Genomic DNA, 16,985 nt, shown 5'->3' on the forward strand with positions numbered 1-16,985 from the left:
TTTTCGAGGGAATTGCTGCAGTCTCCCAACTCGGAATGATGTTTGCTGTCGCGGGCGGTGTATGGGTTGCCTACAATCAGCTCCATGCTTGGCGCGAACAAGACTTAGTTACGAAAAAGTCAGGCGTTGCGGAAAGCTTGCTGGCAGTGGCATTGGAAATTTCGGATGTTTTACGTGGGTTACGCAGCCCGTTTGATAGCATTCCAGAGACAGAACTGCACAACCGAAGCTACGTTTATCAAAGAAGGGTGGAACGCTTCCACGAGTATGCAGATAGCTTCAACGAACTCAGGCGGCTGAGTATTCGAGCGCACGCATTATTGGGTGTCGACGAGGTTGATAAAGCGGTCGATGTACTATTCGACGTTAGACATAAAACGATCGTAGCGATTGAAATGCTCCACGATCGGCCAAATGTGAGCGGTGAAGAAGATGACGATACGCGGAAGATGTATCGAAGGCTTAGAGGCGATATGTGGGGAAGTTACTCTGAAAAGTATGACCCACTTGGGATTAGGCAACTTGAAGCGGTCGAAACGTTGAAAGCTAAGCTGACTGCATTTGTTAGGTACCAAGAGTTGCAGTGAGAATGTGCGCGGAGCAAAGGCCGATAGGCCGCCGCGCTATCGCCAGACCGCCATCCCGCGGTCTGGCGATAGCGCAGCTTGCGTTCTGTCCGGAGGGCCGAAATCTGCGCGTGTTACAGTTTCCCACACGGTTGTGACGTGACAGTCCGCGTCAGGCGGCTAGGCTCCGGCCTATGATTTACCGACTGCTTTTCCTGCTGATGACCGCCACCCCTGCACTCGCCATGGGTCCGTGGAAAACCGATTGCCATGGCGACACCGCCTGCGAGCTCGGCGACCGCTCGTATCATGTGCTTGAGCCTGAGGGGTGGGACGGCGAAACGCCTCTGCCCGTGTTGCTGCATTTCCACGGCTGGGCGCGGCAGGGTACTGTGGTGGTGAACCATCAGCGCATCGCCGGGGCCACAAAACTGCGCGGCGTGTTGCTGGTGGCCCCCAACGGCTTGGGCAAAAGCTGGGACTTCTGGACATCGGACACGCGTGACGTTCCCTTTGCCGATGCGGTGCTGGAGGATGTGGCCAATCGCTATCCGGTTGATCCTGAACGTATCTACGTCTCGGGGTATTCCTTTGGCGGCGCGATGGCGTGGCGCTATGTGTGCCAGTCGGGCAATGACATTGCCGCGCTGCTCGCTGTTGCAGGCAGCATCCGCCAGACCGAAGACTGCCCCGAAGCCCCGCGTGAGGCGCGCCATGTACACGGCCTCAGCGATACGGTGATGGATTTCCCTTATGGCTTCAATGGGGACACGACCTACCCGGTGGCGCTGTGGCGGGCGGCGTATGAGTGCCACGATGCCACCCCGCGCGGCGATTGGAGCGTGGTGCCGATCCTGACCCTCAGCCGAGTGGAGTGGACCGATTGCGCGCGCGGGCAAGTGACGCTGGACACCCATCCGGGCGGGCATTTTATCCCCCATGGCTGGATCGGGCGGCAATTGGATGAGCTTTTGGGCCGCACCCCCACCTATCCGTGACGCGCAGCGCTTGCACCTTGGCGCATTCTTTGTCATTGCCTGTGCCGACTGGATGTTTGCCAAAAAAGGCCCCGAGCAATGAAATTCACTCTGTCCTGGCTGAAAGACCACCTCGACACGGACGCGTCGGTTGATGAGATCGCCGAGGCGCTGACCGACCTCGGGCTAGAGGTCGAAGAGATCGTGAACCCGGCGGACCGGCTGGCAGGCTTTACGCTGGGCCATGTGAAACACGCGGAAAAGCATCCCGACGCCGACAAACTGCGGGTCTGCACAGTGGAAACCGACGAGGGCGATCTGCAGATCATTTGCGGCGCGCCCAACGCGCGCGAAGGCATCACTGTCGTGGTTTGCAAACCGGGCATGTATATCCCCGGTCTGGATATCACCATCAGCGTCGGCAAGATCCGGGGCGTCGAAAGCTTTGGCATGATGGCCTCAGAGCGCGAGTTGGAGCTGTCGGACGAGCATGATGGCATTATCGAACTGCCCTCGGGCGAGGTCGGTGATCGCTTCGTCGACTGGTTGGCCGAGAATGACCCGTCCAAGGTCGATCCGATGATCGAGATTGCGATCACGCCGAACCGCCCCGATGCGTTGGGTGTGGCTGGCATCGCACGTGATCTGGCAGCGCGCGGTGTGGGTACGTTGAAAGAGCATATCCACGCGCCAGTGCCGGGGGATTTCGAATGCCCGATCAAGGTGACGATTGACGACGACACCCTGGACGGCGCGCCGCATTTCACCGGTCGTGTAATCCGGGGCGTCAAGAACGGCCCCAGCCCGCAATGGCTGCAGGATCAGTTGAAAGCCATCGGTCTGCGTCCCATTTCGGCGTTGGTGGATATCACCAACTACATGACCTTTGACCAGAACCGCCCGCTGCACGTGTTTGATGCGGATAAGGTGCAGGGCAACCTGCGGGTTCACCGCGCCAAGGGTGGTGAAACGCTGGTGGCGCTGGATGAGAAGGAATACACCCTGCAGCGCGGTATGATGGTGATCTCGGACGACAAGGGCGCGGAATCCATCGCGGGTATCATGGGCGGCGAGGAAACCGGCTGTACCGATGAGACGATCAATGTCTTCCTTGAAAGCGCCTTCTGGGATCACGTGCAGATCGCCCTGACGGGCCGCGCTCTGAAGATTAACTCGGACGCGCGTTACCGCTTTGAACGCGGCGTTGACCCGCAATTCACCCGCGAAGGGCTGGAGCAGGCGACGCAGATGATTCTGGATATCTGCGGCGGCGAGGTATCCTCGGTTGTCGAGGCCGGTAAGGCCCCGAACCACGCGCGCGCCTACAAGCTGGATGCGGCGCGGGTGCAGTCGCTGGTCGGGATGGACATACCCGAAAGCGAACAGCGCCAGACCCTGACCCGTCTGGGTTTCCGCCTTGAAGGAGAGATGGCCCATGTGCCCAGCTGGCGCCCCGATGTCATGGGCGAGGCCGATCTGGTGGAAGAGGTCGCGCGGATTGCCTCGCTGACCAAGCTGCAGGGCAAACCGCTGCCGCGAGTGACCGATGGCATCCCCAAGGCGGTGATGACACCGACGCAGCGCCGTCAGTCGATGGCCCGCCGGACTTGTGCGGCGCTGGGCTACAATGAATGTGTGTCCTATACCTTCATTGATAAGGCCTCGGCGGCCCTGTTCGGGGGCGGCGATGCCGCGACGCAACTGGAAAACCCGATTTCCTCGGAAATGAGCCATATGCGCCCCGATCTGCTGCCCGGCCTGCTGCAGGCGGCCGCCCGCAATCAGGCGCGCGGCTTTGCCGATGTTGCCCTGTTCGAGGTTGGCCCTGTTTTCCACGGCGGTGAGCCCGGCAACCAGAAAACCCAGATCACTGGTCTGCTGGTGGGCCGCGATGGTCCCAAAGATGTGCACGGGGCCGCGCGCGCGGTAGATGTGTTTGACGTCAAAGCCGATGCCGAGGCCGTACTGGCCGCGATCGGAGCGCCCGCGAAGGTGCAGGTCCTGCGCGATGGTGATGCGTGGTGGCATCCGGGCCGTCATGGCAAAATCTGTCTGGGTCCGAAAAAGGTGCTGGGCGTGTTTGGTGAACTGCACCCGCGCATCCTGCAAGCGCTGGATATCAAGGGTCCGGCGATGGCCTTTACCATCTGGCCGGACGAAGTGCCCCTGCCGCGCAAATCCGGGGCCACCCGCGCGGCGCTTGAACTGCGCGATCTGCAGGCGGTGGAACGTGACTTTGCCTTTGTGGTTGATGCGGATGTCGAAGCTCTGACCTTGGTGAACGCGGCAGCAGGCGCGGATAAGGCGCTGATCGACGATGTACGCGTGTTCGATGAATTCATCGGTGGCAGCCTGGGTGAGGGCAAGAAATCGCTGGCCATCACCGTGCGTCTGCAACCGACGGACAAGACCCTCAAGGAAGAGGATATCGAGGCGGTTGGTCAGAAGATCATCGCCAAAGTGTCCAAGGCCACGGGCGGCGTTCTGCGCGGCTGATTGGCGCGACAAGCTAACAAGACAAAGGGGCCGGACGCGCCCCTTTTTCATTTCAGGAGGAACAAGACATGCTGAACGTTTACCTCTCGGGCGAGATTCACACCGATTGGCGCGACCAGATCATCGAAGGCGCGCAGGGGCTGGAAATCACCTTTAACAGCCCGGTGACCGACCACGCGGCCAGTGACGATTGCGGTGTGGCCATTCTGGGGGCTGAGCCGAACAAATACTGGCACGATCACAAGGGCGCGATGGTCAACGCGATCCGCACCCGTAAGGGGATCGCGGATGCGGATGTGGTCGTGGTCCGCTTTGGCGAGAAATACAAGCAGTGGAATGCGGCCTTCGACGCAGGGTACGCTGCCGCTCTGGGCAAGTCCCTGATCGTGCTGCACGGCCCCGACCATCAGCACGCGCTGAAAGAGGTCGACGCCGCAGCTCTGGCCGTGGCCGAGCACCCGGCGCAGGTAGTCGAGGTTCTGCGCTATGTTCTGACCGGGCAACTGCCCGGATAGCGGTAGATGGGGCGGGGCAATGCCTCGCCCCGGATCTGCCTTAGCTAGTCGCAGGAATAACCCAATCCGCGCTGGACCGCTGGGCGGTCCAGAAAGCGGTCCACGTATGGCTGAAGGTTGGCGAAATCAGACCATCCAAGCAGCTCTTTCACACCGTAATAGTCCAAGCCTCGCAGCCACGGTACAATGGCGATATCGGCAATTGAATAGCTGCCCGCGATCCATTCCTGCCCTTCAAGCTGTGTGTTTAGCACATTAAGCAAGCGCTTAGCTTCGTTGATGTAGCGTTCGCGGGGGCGAGGGTCTTCGATCTCGCTACCGGCGAATTTGTGGAAATAGCCAAGCTGTCCGAACATCGGGCCAAGACCACCCATCTGGAACATCAGCCATTGTGTCACGCGGGCTTTGTCCGCTGCGGTCGCGCCCATCAACTGATCGCTTTTCTCTGCCAGATATAGCAGGATTGCGCCGCTCTCGAACAGGGATACAGCCTCGCCATCCGGGCCGTTGGGGTCAATAATCGCAGGAATTTTGTTGTTTGGATTCAGGGACAGGAACTCCGGGCTTTTAACATCTGAATCCGCCAGCGTGACCAGATGCGCTTCATAGGGAATGCCGATCTCTTCCAGCATGATCGAAACTTTGACACCGTTTGGCGTTGGATAGGAATAAAGCTGCAACCTGTCGGGTGTCTGGGCAGGCCAGCGGCAGGTAATTGGATGAGTTGAGGTGTCAAGCATGGTGCGCTCCTGAATGCGGTTCCGAATTGAAGTAAGCACTGGCCAAATGTGTTACCAGTAGAGCACCTGTGCATTCCCGGTCAGTTCTTGTGCATTTCACAACAGAGGGGAAAACCGGTTCATTCCGCACCTAGACCAGAGCGGTATTCTCGCTCACAATCTTGTGCATCCCGCGCGCGTGTCGCGGGTTTTGCATAGCTAGCAGAAGGAGAAGCGCGTGGACGAGGTCGTAACTCAGGTAGGGGCGTTTGCTCCGCTTATCATGAATGCAGTCAAGGCACTGATTGTTCTGATTTTGGGCTGGATCGTGGCCGGTGCGATAGGCGGTATGGTGCGCCGGCGCATTAACGCCACCCCGCAGATTGACCCGACCCTAGGCAACTTTATGGCCAGCCTAGTGAAATGGGCTATCCTGGCGATGGTTCTGGTTGCCGTTCTAGGGATTTTCGGGATTGAGGCCACAAGTATTGTTGCCATTTTGGGTGCGGCATCACTGGCCATCGGTCTGGCGCTGCAAGGGACGCTCAGCGATCTGGCGGCGGGCGTGATGCTGGTGGTGTTCCGGCCTTACAAGCTGGGTCAGTATGTGGATATCGGCGGTACTGCAGGGACAGTGCAAGACCTGAACCTGTTCACGACCGAATTGGTAACGCCGGATAATGTGCAGATCATCGTGCCAAACGGTCAGGCATGGGGAACGGTTATCACCAACTACTCGGCACATGACACGCGACGCGTGGACCTGGTTTTCGGGATTGATTACGGCGACAGCGCAGATCAGGCGATGCAGATCATTCTGGATGTGGCCAAGGCCGATGAGCGTATTCACAACGATCCCGAGCCTTGGGTGCGCGTGACCAATCTGGGCGACAGCTCGGTTGATCTGACGGCGCGGCTGTGGTGCGCCACTGCAGATTATTGGGACGTGAGGTTTGAAATCACGAAAGCCGTTAAAGAAGCGTTCGATGCCAAGGGTGTCTCGATTCCCTATCCGCATTCGGTCGAGATCCAAAAACAGGCGTAACGCTCCCGCCCGTCATACGGGCATTGAAATGCCTTTTTCCGGTTGGGCCCAGCGCCGCGCTGATCGCGCGGCGCCTTTTCGTTTGTTGCAACGTTGGTCAGAGGTTCGACCGCGCCGCGCGATCAGCGCGGCGCTGCGCCCAACGCTGTAAACGCACTCGTCAGAGTGCGCTTTCAGGGGCGGGAGTATCTTAGGCCTTGATGACGACGTTGGGGGACACCACGTCGATCCCAAGAGCTTTGCCGACGGCGTAGTAGGTCAGCTTACCCGCATGTACGTTCAGTCCGGCCATCAGATGAGGGTCGTCCTGACAGGCCTGTTTCCAGCCTTTGTCGGCCAACGCCAGCATGAAGGGCATGGTGGCGTTGCCAAGCGCGATGGTCGATGTACGGGCGACAGCTCCGGGCATGTTGGCGACGCAATAGTGCATGATGCCATCAACATCATAGATCGGTTCGGCATGGGTCGTCGCTTTCGACGTCTCAAAACACCCACCCTGATCGATCGCAACGTCGACAAGGACTGCTCCGGGTTTCATGGTAGAAAGTTGCGCGCGGGTCACCAGCTTTGGCGCAGCCGCACCGGGGATCAGCACCGCGCCGATCACCATGTCGGCGGATTGGATCAGCTCGGCCGTTGCGCCGGCTGTCGAGTATTGGTTCTTGAACGTCCCGCCAAACACGTCATCCAGATAGCGCAGGCGCGGCAGCGACCGGTCAAGAACCGTCACGTCTGCCCCCATCCCCGCGGCGATCTTGGCTGCATGTGTTCCCACGACACCACCGCCAATGACAACAACTTTCGCCGGACCAACTCCGGGAACGCCGCCCATCAGAACACCGCGCCCGCCATTGGCCTTCTGCAGGGTCCACGACCCGACCTGCGGGGCGAGGCGACCTGCAACCTCGGACATGGGTGCAAGCAAAGGCAGCCCCCCATTGGCGTCCGTTACAGTCTCGTACGCGATAGCCGTACAACCCGAAGCAAGCAGGTCATGGGTCTGGTCTGGGTCCGGGGCAAGGTGCAGATAGGTAAACAGCAGCTGTCCCTCGCGCAGCATCTTGCGTTCGCCTGCCTGCGGTTCTTTGACTTTGACGATCATGTCGGCAGTGGCGAAAACTTCGGCTGCGGTGTCGACAATGCGCGCTCCGGCTGCGACGTAGTCGGCATTGTCAAAACCCGAGCCCTGACCGGCTCCGGTTTCAATGATCACCTCGTGGCCGCGCGCGACCGCTTCTTGCGCAGCGTTCGGGGTCATTCCGACGCGGAACTCCTGCGGTTTGATTTCTTTGGGGCAACCGATCTTCATTTGGTCTCTCCGTTTGTAAACTGCTTAAATAATGGGCAACTTTGCGCGCAATTTCTGTGAAACTCTGCCCGTGTGAACGCTTTAATTCCGAAAAATTTTCGGTATTTTGACCCAAACTTGCAAAAGGATTGCGCAGATGGCCATTGATACGACGGATCGAAAGATTCTGGCGGCATTGCAACGAAACGGCCGGATGTCGAATGCAGAACTGTCCGAACAGGCCAATTTGTCGCCTTCGGCCTGCCACAGACGGGTGCAACGGCTGGAATCCGAGGGCTTTATTCGCAACTACGTTGCTCTGTTGGATGCACGCAAGATGAACGTGCCGACGACCGTCTTTGTCGAGATCACATTGCAAGGACAGGCCGAAGAGGTTCTGGATGCCTTCGAAAAGGCCGTTGCCCGAATTCCGGATGTTTTGGAGTGTCACCTTATGGCGGGAACGGCGGACTACATCCTAAAAGTCGTCGCCGAAAACACCGAGGACTTTGCCCGCATCCATCGGCAATACTTGTCGCGACTACCCGGAGTGGCGCAGATGCAAAGTTCGTTTGCGCTCCGAACCGTGTTCAAAACCACGGCCTTACCGGTTTGATCAGGCCGGTCCGGGATAGGTGAACAGTACCAGGTGCGCGGCGTTGAAGCCGAAATGCATGAGGACAGGAACCCACAGACGCCCAGTTGCATAATAACCCAGCCCGCAAGCCGCGCCCAGAATAGCTGCGAAACCTGCCAATGCCGGTCCTCCGCCGACGTGAACCAAACCAAACAGAAGGCTTGCAGCAGCTATCCCCAGACCCGCGCCAAAACGGGAAGATATCAACGATTGCAAATAACCGCGAAAAAACACCTCTTCCGTCAGGCAGGTCAGGAAGAGATTGGACAGCACGAAGATCACCCACCAATGGGGCAGGCTGATCTCGAGACGGATGGCATTGACGGCAGAACCCACTGCCAACAGCGCAGGCAGCAAGGCGAAACCAACTGCCAACGGGAATTTGCGCAGTGCCACAGCCCCACCAATCATGCTGGGCCACGCCAAAGCCACGGTGAACAGCACCATGGGCTTGTCCAGGTTCAAGTACATCGTGAAATCGCGACTTAAAGGGCCAGATTGAACCTGATCAAGGACCAGAGGGTTGTGAAATCCCGGGACCAGATGCGCCCCGAGCGCGATGCACCATATGACGAGTGTAACATGGCCAAGCGCGGCCCACATCCCGGACAGGTTGCGCAGCATCAACGCGCCTGCAAAACCGACAGTGACCACCCCTGCGGCGATCGGCGTAACCAGCCCCAATGTCAACGAGACCGCTCCGAAAACCCCCAATAGTCCTATACCCAAAACCTGTTTGCCTGACACGGTGCTGACCATGGCGGTGATCAGCAAAAGCCACGGCCAGATCGTGGGCAGCAATGCGAAAAAATGGGTCAAAGTCGCGCCTTTGCAGTTCTGTTTGCGCCTTGATGCCGTGGTTGGGCGCGTTCTGGCAAGACAGTTCAACAGTGAACGGGCTGCGGATTTGCGTCACAGTGATCTTGTCGCCGTAAGCTGTTACGCTTAGGAAAAGACCTTCATCAATTCATCCGATGACATCAGGCGGTTACATGCGCCCGATACGGTCCGAACCCGGGAATTTGTAAGGAGCAGACCTTGGCTGACGAATATAACGACGCCTCGAAAGACTGGCTTGAGGCCGAGCTGGAAGACACGCTGGACGAAGATTTCGAGATCGAGTTCAGCGAGCCCATGTTGTCGATGGAAATCCGCAAGATCTACAAGGATCAGCACCCCGAGATGCTGGACCGCAAGGTCTATTTCCGGAACCTGCTGCGTCTTCAGGCCGAGTTGATCAAAGTGCAGGATTGGGTGCAGCATACCGGGGCCAAGGTTTGTATCCTGTTCGAAGGTCGCGACAGCGCGGGCAAGGGGGGCGTGATCAAGCGGATCACGCAGCGCCTGAACCCACGGGTTGCGCGTGTCGTTGCTCTGCCCGCGCCAAGCCGTCGGGAACAAAGCCAGTGGTATTTCCAGCGATACGTTCCGCACCTGCCTGCAGCGGGCGAAATCGTGCTGTTCGACCGGTCATGGTACAATCGCGCGGGTGTCGAACGGGTCATGGGCTTTGCGACCGAAGATCAGGTTGAACAGTTCTTTCAGGACGTTCCCGAATTTGAACGGATGCTGGTACGTTCGGGCATCATTTTGCTGAAATACTGGTTCTCGATCACCGATGAAGAGCAGCAGTTGCGGTTCCTCATGCGCATCCACGATCCGATGAAGCAGTGGAAGCTGTCGCCGATGGATCTGGAATCTCGTATCCGGTGGGAGGCCTACACTAAGGCCAAAGAAGACATGCTGTTCCGCACCAACATTCCGGAAGCGCCATGGTATATCGTCGAAGGCAATGACAAAAAGCGCGAGCGTCTGAACTGTATCGAACACCTGTTGACCAAGATCCCCTACACGGATGTACCGCAGGAAAAGGTCAACCTGCCGGATCGCAAGTACAACCCGGAATACGAACGCCGTGTTCTGCCAGACGAATTGCACGTGCCAAAAATATACTGATCGGTCCGAAAGGATGCGAAGCAGCGATCTGCTTCGCATCAGGTTGGCGCGTCAGGCCGCGTCCATCATGCAATCGACGTTGACGAAGGTGAGCGAAAAGAAGTCTTCGGCTCCGCCAGACGTCATCTCGGGACAGATTGGTTCGTCTGCAACCGGGGCTGATTCATCTACTATGACGAAATCCATGTCGCCCTGGGTCTCAGGCGGGGTCATGTCGTCATCATTCCACGCGAATTGATCGAAATCTTCTTTTAGCTGCTGAATGAATGCGTCTAGTTCAGCAAGAAAAGCCGCAACATCGAAGCAATCTGCATCAGCGTCTTCGGTGTCCGGCTGTTCAGGGGCCGGATCGCCGTTGTCGGTGACGTCAGTACCCGGCTGCTCCGAGGCTGAGTCGTCGGTTTCGGTAAGGTCAGTATCCGGCTGCTCCGGAGAAGGATTGTCAGTTTCTGTGACGTCAGTGTCCGGCTGTTCGGTGACCGGGTCTTCGGTCTCGGTCACATCAGTATCGGGTTGTGCGGGGTCTGGTTCTGCAGGTGGGGTAGGCGCCATGGCTGTGCCGCCGCTGTCCAGCATGACTGCCGCATCAGTTGTGGCAAAGTTCTGCGTGACGATCACGGCGTCAGATCCCTGCATATCGCCGGTCTCGATACCGATGCCGATGTATTTGAAATCGGGGTTCAGAATATTCGCGCGATGACCGGGGCTGTTCATCAGGCCTTGGTGCAGTTGCGCCATGTCGTCGCTGATCCCTGGCGCGCCGCGTTCCGATTGCCAGGCTATATTCTCGCCAGTTCGCCAACTGCCTTCAAGATCGAACCCGGCCGCCTGCATCCGCTGGGTGGCGCTTGATCCGCCTGACCCGGTGTGGCTGAACGTGTCCGTATCGAGCATCCAGCTGCTGTGATCTTCCGACGAATCGTTGAGCTGCGTTTCAAGCTGTAATGGGTCCAAGCCATGGGACGTACGCTCTTGGTTGATCAACGCCAGCATTTCCCGTTCTACTTGACTTGCTGCAGACATTTTTGCCTCCTTAAGTTGTTGTGTCCGAATGGACGGACCCACTTAGAGAGCCGGCAAAAGACATGAACAGTGAGGTCGGAAAGATCGGCGCATTTCGGCGGGAGGGCGCTCCGAAACAGAGATTCGCCGCGCTGGATAACGCCGAGAAAATGGCAGATCAATGTCTCGGCGAGTTGTTGCGATCGCTAAGAGGCGGGACTGGCGAAATCCCTCTTAAAAAACGACAAACCCCCGGGCGGGGCCTCGGGGGTCGTCAAATAGTGTCATCCAAAGCTGGACGAGCATCAGGTGCTTAGAGCAAACCTTCGCGCTGTGCTTTCTTACGTGCCAGTTTACGGGCACGGCGGATCGCTTCAGCTTTCTCGCGCGCTTTTTTCTCGGACGGTTTCTCGAAATGTTGCTTGAGCTTCATTTCACGGAACACGCCTTCGCGCTGCAGCTTTTTCTTCAGGGCACGAAGCGCCTGATCGACGTTATTGTCGCGAACACTAACCTGCATGTGGTTGTCACCACCTTTCTAGATAGAGTTGCAAGGAAATTGCAGGAGGTGGCCGTATAGCAAAGCCGCTCTAACTTGTCTAGTACTGGTGCCAGAACCCGGAGAACCGCCATGACCATATCCTACGAAGACGCCAAAACCCAGCTTTTGGACGCTATGCTGGCCCATGTGCCGTTTGATGGCTGGTCGGAAACCAGCTTTCGCATGGCCATCAGTGACTGCGGTATTGATGAAACGTTGGCACGGTCGATCTGTCCTCGTGGTGCGGTTGATATGGCCCTGGCTTTTCATGCCCGCGGGGACGCGGCGATGGCAGAGCGTCTGAAAACCGAAGATCTGAGCGATCTGAAATTCCGTGACCGGATCGCTGCTGCTGTCCGGTTCCGTCTTCAGGCGGTAGAGGACAAGGAACTTGTGCGTCGTGGGATGACGTTGTTTTCTTTGCCGATGCACGCGGCTGATGGGGCCAAGGCGATGTGGCAGACCTGCGATCTGATCTGGGACACGCTTGGCGATACATCGGACGATGTGAACTGGTACACCAAGCGGGCGACGTTGTCGGGGGTCTATTCCTCGACCGTGCTGTTCTGGCTGGGGGATGATTCGCCTGACCAACAGAGAACGTGGGAGTTTCTGGACCGCCGCATCGACAACGTCATGCAGTTCGAAAAGCTCAAGGCGCAGGTCAATGGCAACCCACTGTTCAAGCCCTTTCTTGCGGTGCCGAATTGGTTGGCAGGTCAGGTTAAAGCTCCGATGAAGATGCGGGCTGATCTGCCGGGAATGCTGAACCCGCGCAAGTAAGCGTCTGGGCCTTTCCGTTTTCGCCTGTTAGGCATTGGGCAAAGGAGAATTGCCCATGACCCAGACAATGCGCGCTGTAGAAATCACCAAACCCGGCGGGCCCGAGGTTCTGCAGATAACGGACCGATCCGTGCCTGAACCTGCTGCGGGTCAGGTGGTGCTAAAGGTGGCCTATGCCGGGGTAAACCGTCCGGATGCGCTGCAGCGGGCGGGTGCGTATGATCCTCCTCCGGGTGCCAGCGATCTGCCGGGGCTTGAGGCATCGGGTGAGGTCGTGGCCCTAGGTTCCGGCGTTCGAGGGCTTTCAGTTGGTGACCAGGTTTGCGCCTTGTTGCCCGGCGGCGGCTATGCCGAATACGTTGCCACGCCCGCTGCCCATTGCTTGCCGGTGCCAGAGGGGATGGGCCTGAAAGAGGCCGCGTGTCTGCCCGAGACCTTCTTTACCGTCTGGTCCAATGTCTTCACACGCGGCGGTCTGAAAGCGGGCGAGCGATTTTTGGTTCACGGCGGCTCCAGCGGGATCGGAACAACGGCGATCCAGCTTGCAAATGCGTTCGGCGCACGGGTCTTTGCCACTGCCGGATCGGCCGAGAAATGCGCCGCTTGCGAGAAACTGGGGGCCGAGAAGGCGATTAATTACCGGGATGAGGATTTCGTATCCACCATGCGGGCCGAGGGCGGGGCGAACCTGATCCTCGATATGGTGGGCGGTGACTATATCCCGCGCAACGTCAAAGCTCTGGCCGAGGATGGGCGGCTGGTTCAAATCGCCTTCCTGCAGGGCCCCAAGGTCGAGCTGAACTTTGCCATGATGATGGTGAAACGCTTGACCCTGACCGGTAGCACCTTGCGTCCGCAATCCGATCTGGCCAAGGCCAAAATCGCCCAAGACCTGCGCGAGGCGGTCTGGCCGCTACTGGATTCGGGCAAGATTGCCCCGGTGATGGACAGCGAGTTTGACATGGCCGAGGCCTCAGCGGCCCACGCGCGGATGGAAAGCTCGGGTCATATCGGCAAGATCGTTCTTAAGATCGGCGGCTAGGCACCGTCTTCCGGTTCAGGTCACGGCGCAGCGATACAGGTGCCATGTGGCGTGGCCCAGAACCGGAATGACAACAATCAACCCCAGTAACATCGGGATCGCGCCCAGTATCAACGCACTGGACACAACCAGACCCCAGGTCAGGATGACCGATGGGTTGTGCCGCAGAACGCGAACCGATGTCACTACGGCGAGCGGCACCCCGACTTTGCGGTCAAGAAGCAGGGGGAAGCTGATCACGCTTGTGGCCAATGCGACAAGGGCGAAGAAGAACCCGACCAAGATGCCAGACAGGATCATGACCCAGCCTGCCTTTGTTGTGAAAACCTGGGTTAAGAAGGTGCTGAACGAGGTCGGCAGATCAGGACCCAATGTCTGAACATAAATGCTCTGCGCGACCATCAACCAGATCAGCAAAAGCGCCACCAGATAGAAGCCCAGTGTCAAAATGGCCCCGAACGAGGGTGACCGGAATACACCAAGTGCATCCAGCCAATGGGCTTCGGCCCCTTGCTCGCGTTTTCGGCTGATTTCATAAAGACCGACGGCCGCCACAGGCCCGATCAATGCGAAACCTGCGATCAGGGGGGCCAGTAAAGGTATCATATTTCGGTTCAGGCCGAACCCGAACATCAGCAAGCCCGCCAGAGGGTAGATCAATACAACGAAGACCGCATCTGCGCGGGTTTCCATAAAGTCTTCCGAGCCCGCTCGCAGACACGCCCAGAGGTCACTAAAACTCAGCGTCTGAACCTTGGGCATTTTGGGTGTCCCAGCGCCACCAATTCCGGTGACGCTCTCTGCAACATGATCACTGGTGGCTCCCAGCGTTTGGGCCGCCCAGCTGATCGGATTTCCTATCGTCCTGACCATCGTCATCCCCTCGCATTTGCCTATCAGCGCCGCAGAGATGATCCGGTACGAGTTGCCTTTGGCCGGACCAGCCGGCAACGCTCAAGCACCAGTATAGCATAATTTTTTGCGTTTGGGTCGCCTTGGACCTGCTTGTGCCGATTGCTCTGGATCGCAGGCGTGTTAGCTTGGCCCCAGGTTACAGGAGGTGAGTATGCAGCAAACGGCACGTACCGTCGTCATTCACGAACACGGCGGCCCCGAGGTTCTGAAGATCGAAGACCGTCCGATAGGCGATCCTGGACCGGGCGAAGTTCGCATTCGTCATCAAGCCTGTGGGTTGAACTTCATTGATGTCTATCAGCGGACGGGCCTCTATCCGATGGACTTGCCGCACGCATTGGGAATGGAGGCGTCTGGGGTGATCGAAGCGGTGGGCGAAGGCGTCACCCATCTGCAACCGGGCCAACGCGCAGCCTACGCGGCTAACCCCTCTGGTGCTTATTGCGAGGCGCGCGTGATGCCGGCCGCACAGGTTTGCCCTTTGCCTGATGATATCTCGTTTGATGCGGCTGCGGCCATGATGCTTAAAGGGATGACTGTCGAGTATTTGTTTCACCGCACGACCCCGCTGAAACGAGGTGACACCGTTCTGTTCCACGCCGCCGCCGGTGGTGTCGGGCTGATTGCGTGCCAATGGGCCAAATCCGAGGGGATCAAGCTGATCGGTACGGCTGGAACGGATGAAAAATGCAGTCTGGCTCAGTTCAACGGGGCGACACATTGCATCAATTACCGGACCGAGAATTTTGCCGAGCGGGTCGCCGAGATCACAGGTGGCAAGGGCGTCGATGCGGTGATGGATTCGATTGGTGCGCAGACATTTGCCGGGTCTTTGGAATGCCTGAAACCACTGGGTATGATGATTTCCTTCGGCAATGCTTCGGGGCCGGTACCGTTGATGGATATAGCCATTCTGGCCAAGAAAGGCTCGCTCAAGATCACGCGACCGACTTTGTTTACTCACACCGCTGATCACGCCGTCTGTCAGGCCATGGCGCGGCGCCTGTTCAACAAGGTGCAGGGGAATGAGGTGAAAATCCACATCGACCAGCGCTTTCCGCTTGAACAGGTCGCCGACGCCCACCGCGCGCTTGAAGCCCGTCAGACGACAGGAAGTACGGTCTTGGAGCTGTAGTCTGGCAAGGTCCCGACCTGTGCCGGGACCGTTTTTGGAGGCGTTAAATCAAAACCGATAGGCCGCACGGGCCTGAAAGGTCGTGGCGTCAACATCAACGCCGGATGAATTGAAATCGTTGAACTCGTGATACAGGATTTCACCGCCAATGCTGACGTTGGGTGCCACGATTTGTTCGTAACCAGCACCGATAAACCAACCATTATCGCTGCTCAGATTGTCGGTACCAGCCTCGGCATATCCGCCGATGCCATAAAGCAAACCCACTGACGTGACCTTGTAGCCCGCACGGGCCTTGATGCGCCAGACATCCTCGACCGTGGCCGCGCCACCCAGATCAACATCGGTCCAGTCATAGTCGAAGCCGCCACCTACGACCCAATCCCCCAGATCGTAATCATAACCCAGAATGATGCCGCCGATCGCGCCGTCTCCGTCGATGCCAGAGACGTTGGTGTCGATATCGGCATAACCAACCTGCAGACCGCCGTAGAAGCCCGTCCAGTTGCCAGAAGACTGCGCAACAGCGGATCCTGCGGCCAGAAATGCAATGCCTGTTGCTGCTAAAAGACGTTTATTCATATTGTGTTCCTTTCCCTCAAATTGGTTTTTTGTGCCGACCCACGGATGATCGTGCGCTCACATACTTGAATACGTTTGGGCGAGAGGCTGGATCATTCACGAGTTAAAGCGCGAGGTCGACGCGGGCATCCGCAGCACGGGCATTCCGGACAATCCGAAGCAGAGGCGGTTAGGGAAAGTGTGCGAGTGAATTGAAAACAAAAGAAAAACGGCGGCAGAATGCTCTGCCGCCGTTGTGTTGGAGTGCGTAGGCGGATTATTGCGCCTGCAGTTCTGCCGGAGTTTTGTCGGCAATGTCTTTCCAGTTGGCGTCCGCACGCTCGTTAAAGCCCGGGATGTCGCCTTCCCAGCGTTCCTGAATGTCGGCCGACAGGTTCAGGTACAGCTTGTTGTCAACAATTTTCCAGTAGTTCGGGTCGCCGTCAAACTTGAAACCCATCGCGGTGCCGAATGCGCAGTAGCCGCCATATGCGGGCAGGTACGCTTCGGGGTTTTCTTCAAACGCGACTTTGTTTTCTTCGTTTGCAAAGCGGTACAGAGCGTCATTGTGCAGCGTGGTGATGCGGTAGTCGCCCTTGGTGGCTTCGCCAACGGTGAAATAGGCAACTGGGTCATAACCCTGCAGCGCCAGACCGGTCGAGCTTGCGTTCAGGTCAACGCCTGCGGCCATCGCCGTGCTTGCAACTGCAACAGACAGCGCAACGCCGCCGATGAGGGATTTGATCTTGTTCATGGTTTTCACCTTTCGTGAATTGAGCCACCGGACGACACCCTGAATTGTGCCTG

Annotated in this window: 18 protein-coding genes; 10 read left to right on the forward strand and 8 right to left on the reverse strand. The window is 58.0% G+C overall.

Going from position 1 to position 16,985, the window contains the following annotated elements; translation table 11 throughout:
• Positions 1 to 35 precede the first annotated feature (35 nt).
• The 4 genes from AC2FF7_RS00900 to AC2FF7_RS00915 all read left to right on the forward strand — a co-directional run bounded on the left by AC2FF7_RS00900 (position 36) and on the right by AC2FF7_RS00915 (position 4,554).
• Positions 36 to 587 (forward strand): hypothetical protein, encoded by a 552-nt coding sequence (locus AC2FF7_RS00900; protein WP_496905059.1) that lies wholly within the window; start codon positions 36 to 38, stop codon positions 585 to 587.
• Positions 588 to 760: 173 nt separating this feature from the next.
• Positions 761 to 1,564: a CE1 family esterase gene (locus AC2FF7_RS00905; protein ID WP_496905060.1), complete on the forward strand. Its 804-nt coding sequence runs from the start codon at positions 761 to 763 to the stop codon at positions 1,562 to 1,564.
• A gap of 78 nt (positions 1,565 to 1,642) precedes the next feature.
• The gene (gene pheT, locus AC2FF7_RS00910; protein WP_480866764.1) at positions 1,643 to 4,039 is read left to right on the forward strand and encodes a phenylalanine--tRNA ligase subunit beta; all 2,397 of its coding nucleotides are present in this window, start codon (positions 1,643 to 1,645) and stop codon (positions 4,037 to 4,039) included.
• A 68-nt stretch (positions 4,040 to 4,107) separates the two neighbouring features.
• Positions 4,108 to 4,554 (forward strand): YtoQ family protein, encoded by a 447-nt coding sequence (locus AC2FF7_RS00915; protein ID WP_170353606.1) that lies wholly within the window; start codon positions 4,108 to 4,110, stop codon positions 4,552 to 4,554.
• 44 nt (positions 4,555 to 4,598) lie between these two features.
• Here the strand turns inward: AC2FF7_RS00915 and AC2FF7_RS00920 are convergent, their stop codons facing one another.
• Entirely contained in the window at positions 4,599 to 5,294 is a 696-nt protein-coding gene (locus AC2FF7_RS00920) for a glutathione S-transferase family protein (RefSeq protein ID WP_496905061.1), read from the reverse strand.
• A gap of 262 nt (positions 5,295 to 5,556) precedes the next feature.
• On the opposite strand from AC2FF7_RS00920, the gene AC2FF7_RS00925 reads away from it, so the two are divergent.
• Positions 5,557 to 6,318 carry a mechanosensitive ion channel family protein gene (locus tag AC2FF7_RS00925; RefSeq protein ID WP_174821823.1) on the forward strand — a complete coding sequence of 254 codons (762 nt, stop codon included), beginning with the start codon at positions 5,557 to 5,559 and terminating at the stop codon, positions 6,316 to 6,318.
• A 190-nt stretch (positions 6,319 to 6,508) separates the two neighbouring features.
• On the opposite strand, the gene ald is transcribed toward AC2FF7_RS00925, so the two are convergent.
• Positions 6,509 to 7,627, reverse strand: a complete 1,119-nt coding sequence (ald, locus tag AC2FF7_RS00930; RefSeq protein WP_209195400.1) for an alanine dehydrogenase — start codon at positions 7,625 to 7,627, stop codon at positions 6,509 to 6,511.
• A gap of 136 nt (positions 7,628 to 7,763) precedes the next feature.
• On the opposite strand from ald, the gene AC2FF7_RS00935 reads away from it, so the two are divergent.
• Positions 7,764 to 8,222, forward strand: a complete 459-nt coding sequence (locus AC2FF7_RS00935; RefSeq protein WP_170353602.1) for an Lrp/AsnC family transcriptional regulator — start codon at positions 7,764 to 7,766, stop codon at positions 8,220 to 8,222.
• Here AC2FF7_RS00935 and AC2FF7_RS00940 read toward each other — a convergent pair whose 3' ends face one another.
• Positions 8,223 to 9,062: a CPBP family intramembrane glutamic endopeptidase gene (locus AC2FF7_RS00940; protein WP_496905062.1), complete on the reverse strand. Its 840-nt coding sequence runs from the start codon at positions 9,060 to 9,062 to the stop codon at positions 8,223 to 8,225.
• Positions 9,063 to 9,281: 219 nt separating this feature from the next.
• Here AC2FF7_RS00940 and ppk2 point away from each other — a divergent pair, with 219 nt between their 5' ends.
• Positions 9,282 to 10,199 carry a polyphosphate kinase 2 gene (gene ppk2 / locus AC2FF7_RS00945; protein ID WP_170353600.1) on the forward strand — a complete coding sequence of 306 codons (918 nt, stop codon included), beginning with the start codon at positions 9,282 to 9,284 and terminating at the stop codon, positions 10,197 to 10,199.
• A 51-nt stretch (positions 10,200 to 10,250) separates the two neighbouring features.
• Here ppk2 and AC2FF7_RS00950 read toward each other — a convergent pair whose 3' ends face one another.
• Positions 10,251 to 11,222, reverse strand: coding sequence for a CAP domain-containing protein (locus AC2FF7_RS00950; protein ID WP_496905063.1), 972 nt, complete (start codon positions 11,220 to 11,222; stop codon positions 10,251 to 10,253).
• Positions 11,223 to 11,514: 292 nt separating this feature from the next.
• The gene (gene rpsU, locus AC2FF7_RS00955) at positions 11,515 to 11,721 is read right to left on the reverse strand and encodes a 30S ribosomal protein S21 (RefSeq protein ID WP_005614280.1); all 207 of its coding nucleotides are present in this window, start codon (positions 11,719 to 11,721) and stop codon (positions 11,515 to 11,517) included.
• A 111-nt stretch (positions 11,722 to 11,832) separates the two neighbouring features.
• Here rpsU and AC2FF7_RS00960 point away from each other — a divergent pair, with 111 nt between their 5' ends.
• Both AC2FF7_RS00960 and AC2FF7_RS00965 read left to right on the forward strand, forming a co-directional pair.
• Positions 11,833 to 12,525: a COQ9 family protein gene (locus tag AC2FF7_RS00960; protein ID WP_170751920.1), complete on the forward strand. Its 693-nt coding sequence runs from the start codon at positions 11,833 to 11,835 to the stop codon at positions 12,523 to 12,525.
• Between the two features lie 55 nt (positions 12,526 to 12,580).
• A complete protein-coding gene (locus AC2FF7_RS00965) occupies positions 12,581 to 13,567 on the forward strand; it encodes an NAD(P)H-quinone oxidoreductase (protein WP_170751918.1) in 987 nt (328 codons plus the stop codon).
• 15 nt (positions 13,568 to 13,582) lie between these two features.
• Here the strand turns inward: AC2FF7_RS00965 and AC2FF7_RS00970 are convergent, their stop codons facing one another.
• Complete coding sequence (locus tag AC2FF7_RS00970; RefSeq protein ID WP_480866775.1) at positions 13,583 to 14,440, reverse strand: DUF2189 domain-containing protein; 858 nt, start codon at positions 14,438 to 14,440, stop codon at positions 13,583 to 13,585.
• 193 nt (positions 14,441 to 14,633) lie between these two features.
• On the opposite strand from AC2FF7_RS00970, the gene AC2FF7_RS00975 reads away from it, so the two are divergent.
• Positions 14,634 to 15,617: a quinone oxidoreductase family protein gene (locus tag AC2FF7_RS00975; RefSeq protein ID WP_170353595.1), complete on the forward strand. Its 984-nt coding sequence runs from the start codon at positions 14,634 to 14,636 to the stop codon at positions 15,615 to 15,617.
• 48 nt (positions 15,618 to 15,665) lie between these two features.
• On the opposite strand, the gene AC2FF7_RS00980 is transcribed toward AC2FF7_RS00975, so the two are convergent.
• The gene (locus AC2FF7_RS00980) at positions 15,666 to 16,199 is read right to left on the reverse strand and encodes an outer membrane protein (protein ID WP_480866777.1); all 534 of its coding nucleotides are present in this window, start codon (positions 16,197 to 16,199) and stop codon (positions 15,666 to 15,668) included.
• A 256-nt stretch (positions 16,200 to 16,455) separates the two neighbouring features.
• A complete protein-coding gene (locus AC2FF7_RS00985) occupies positions 16,456 to 16,932 on the reverse strand; it encodes a YHS domain-containing (seleno)protein (protein WP_480866778.1) in 477 nt (158 codons plus the stop codon).
• Positions 16,933 to 16,985: the final 53 nt, after the last annotated feature.

Source organism: Ruegeria sp. YTSC325 (assembly GCF_059609525.1).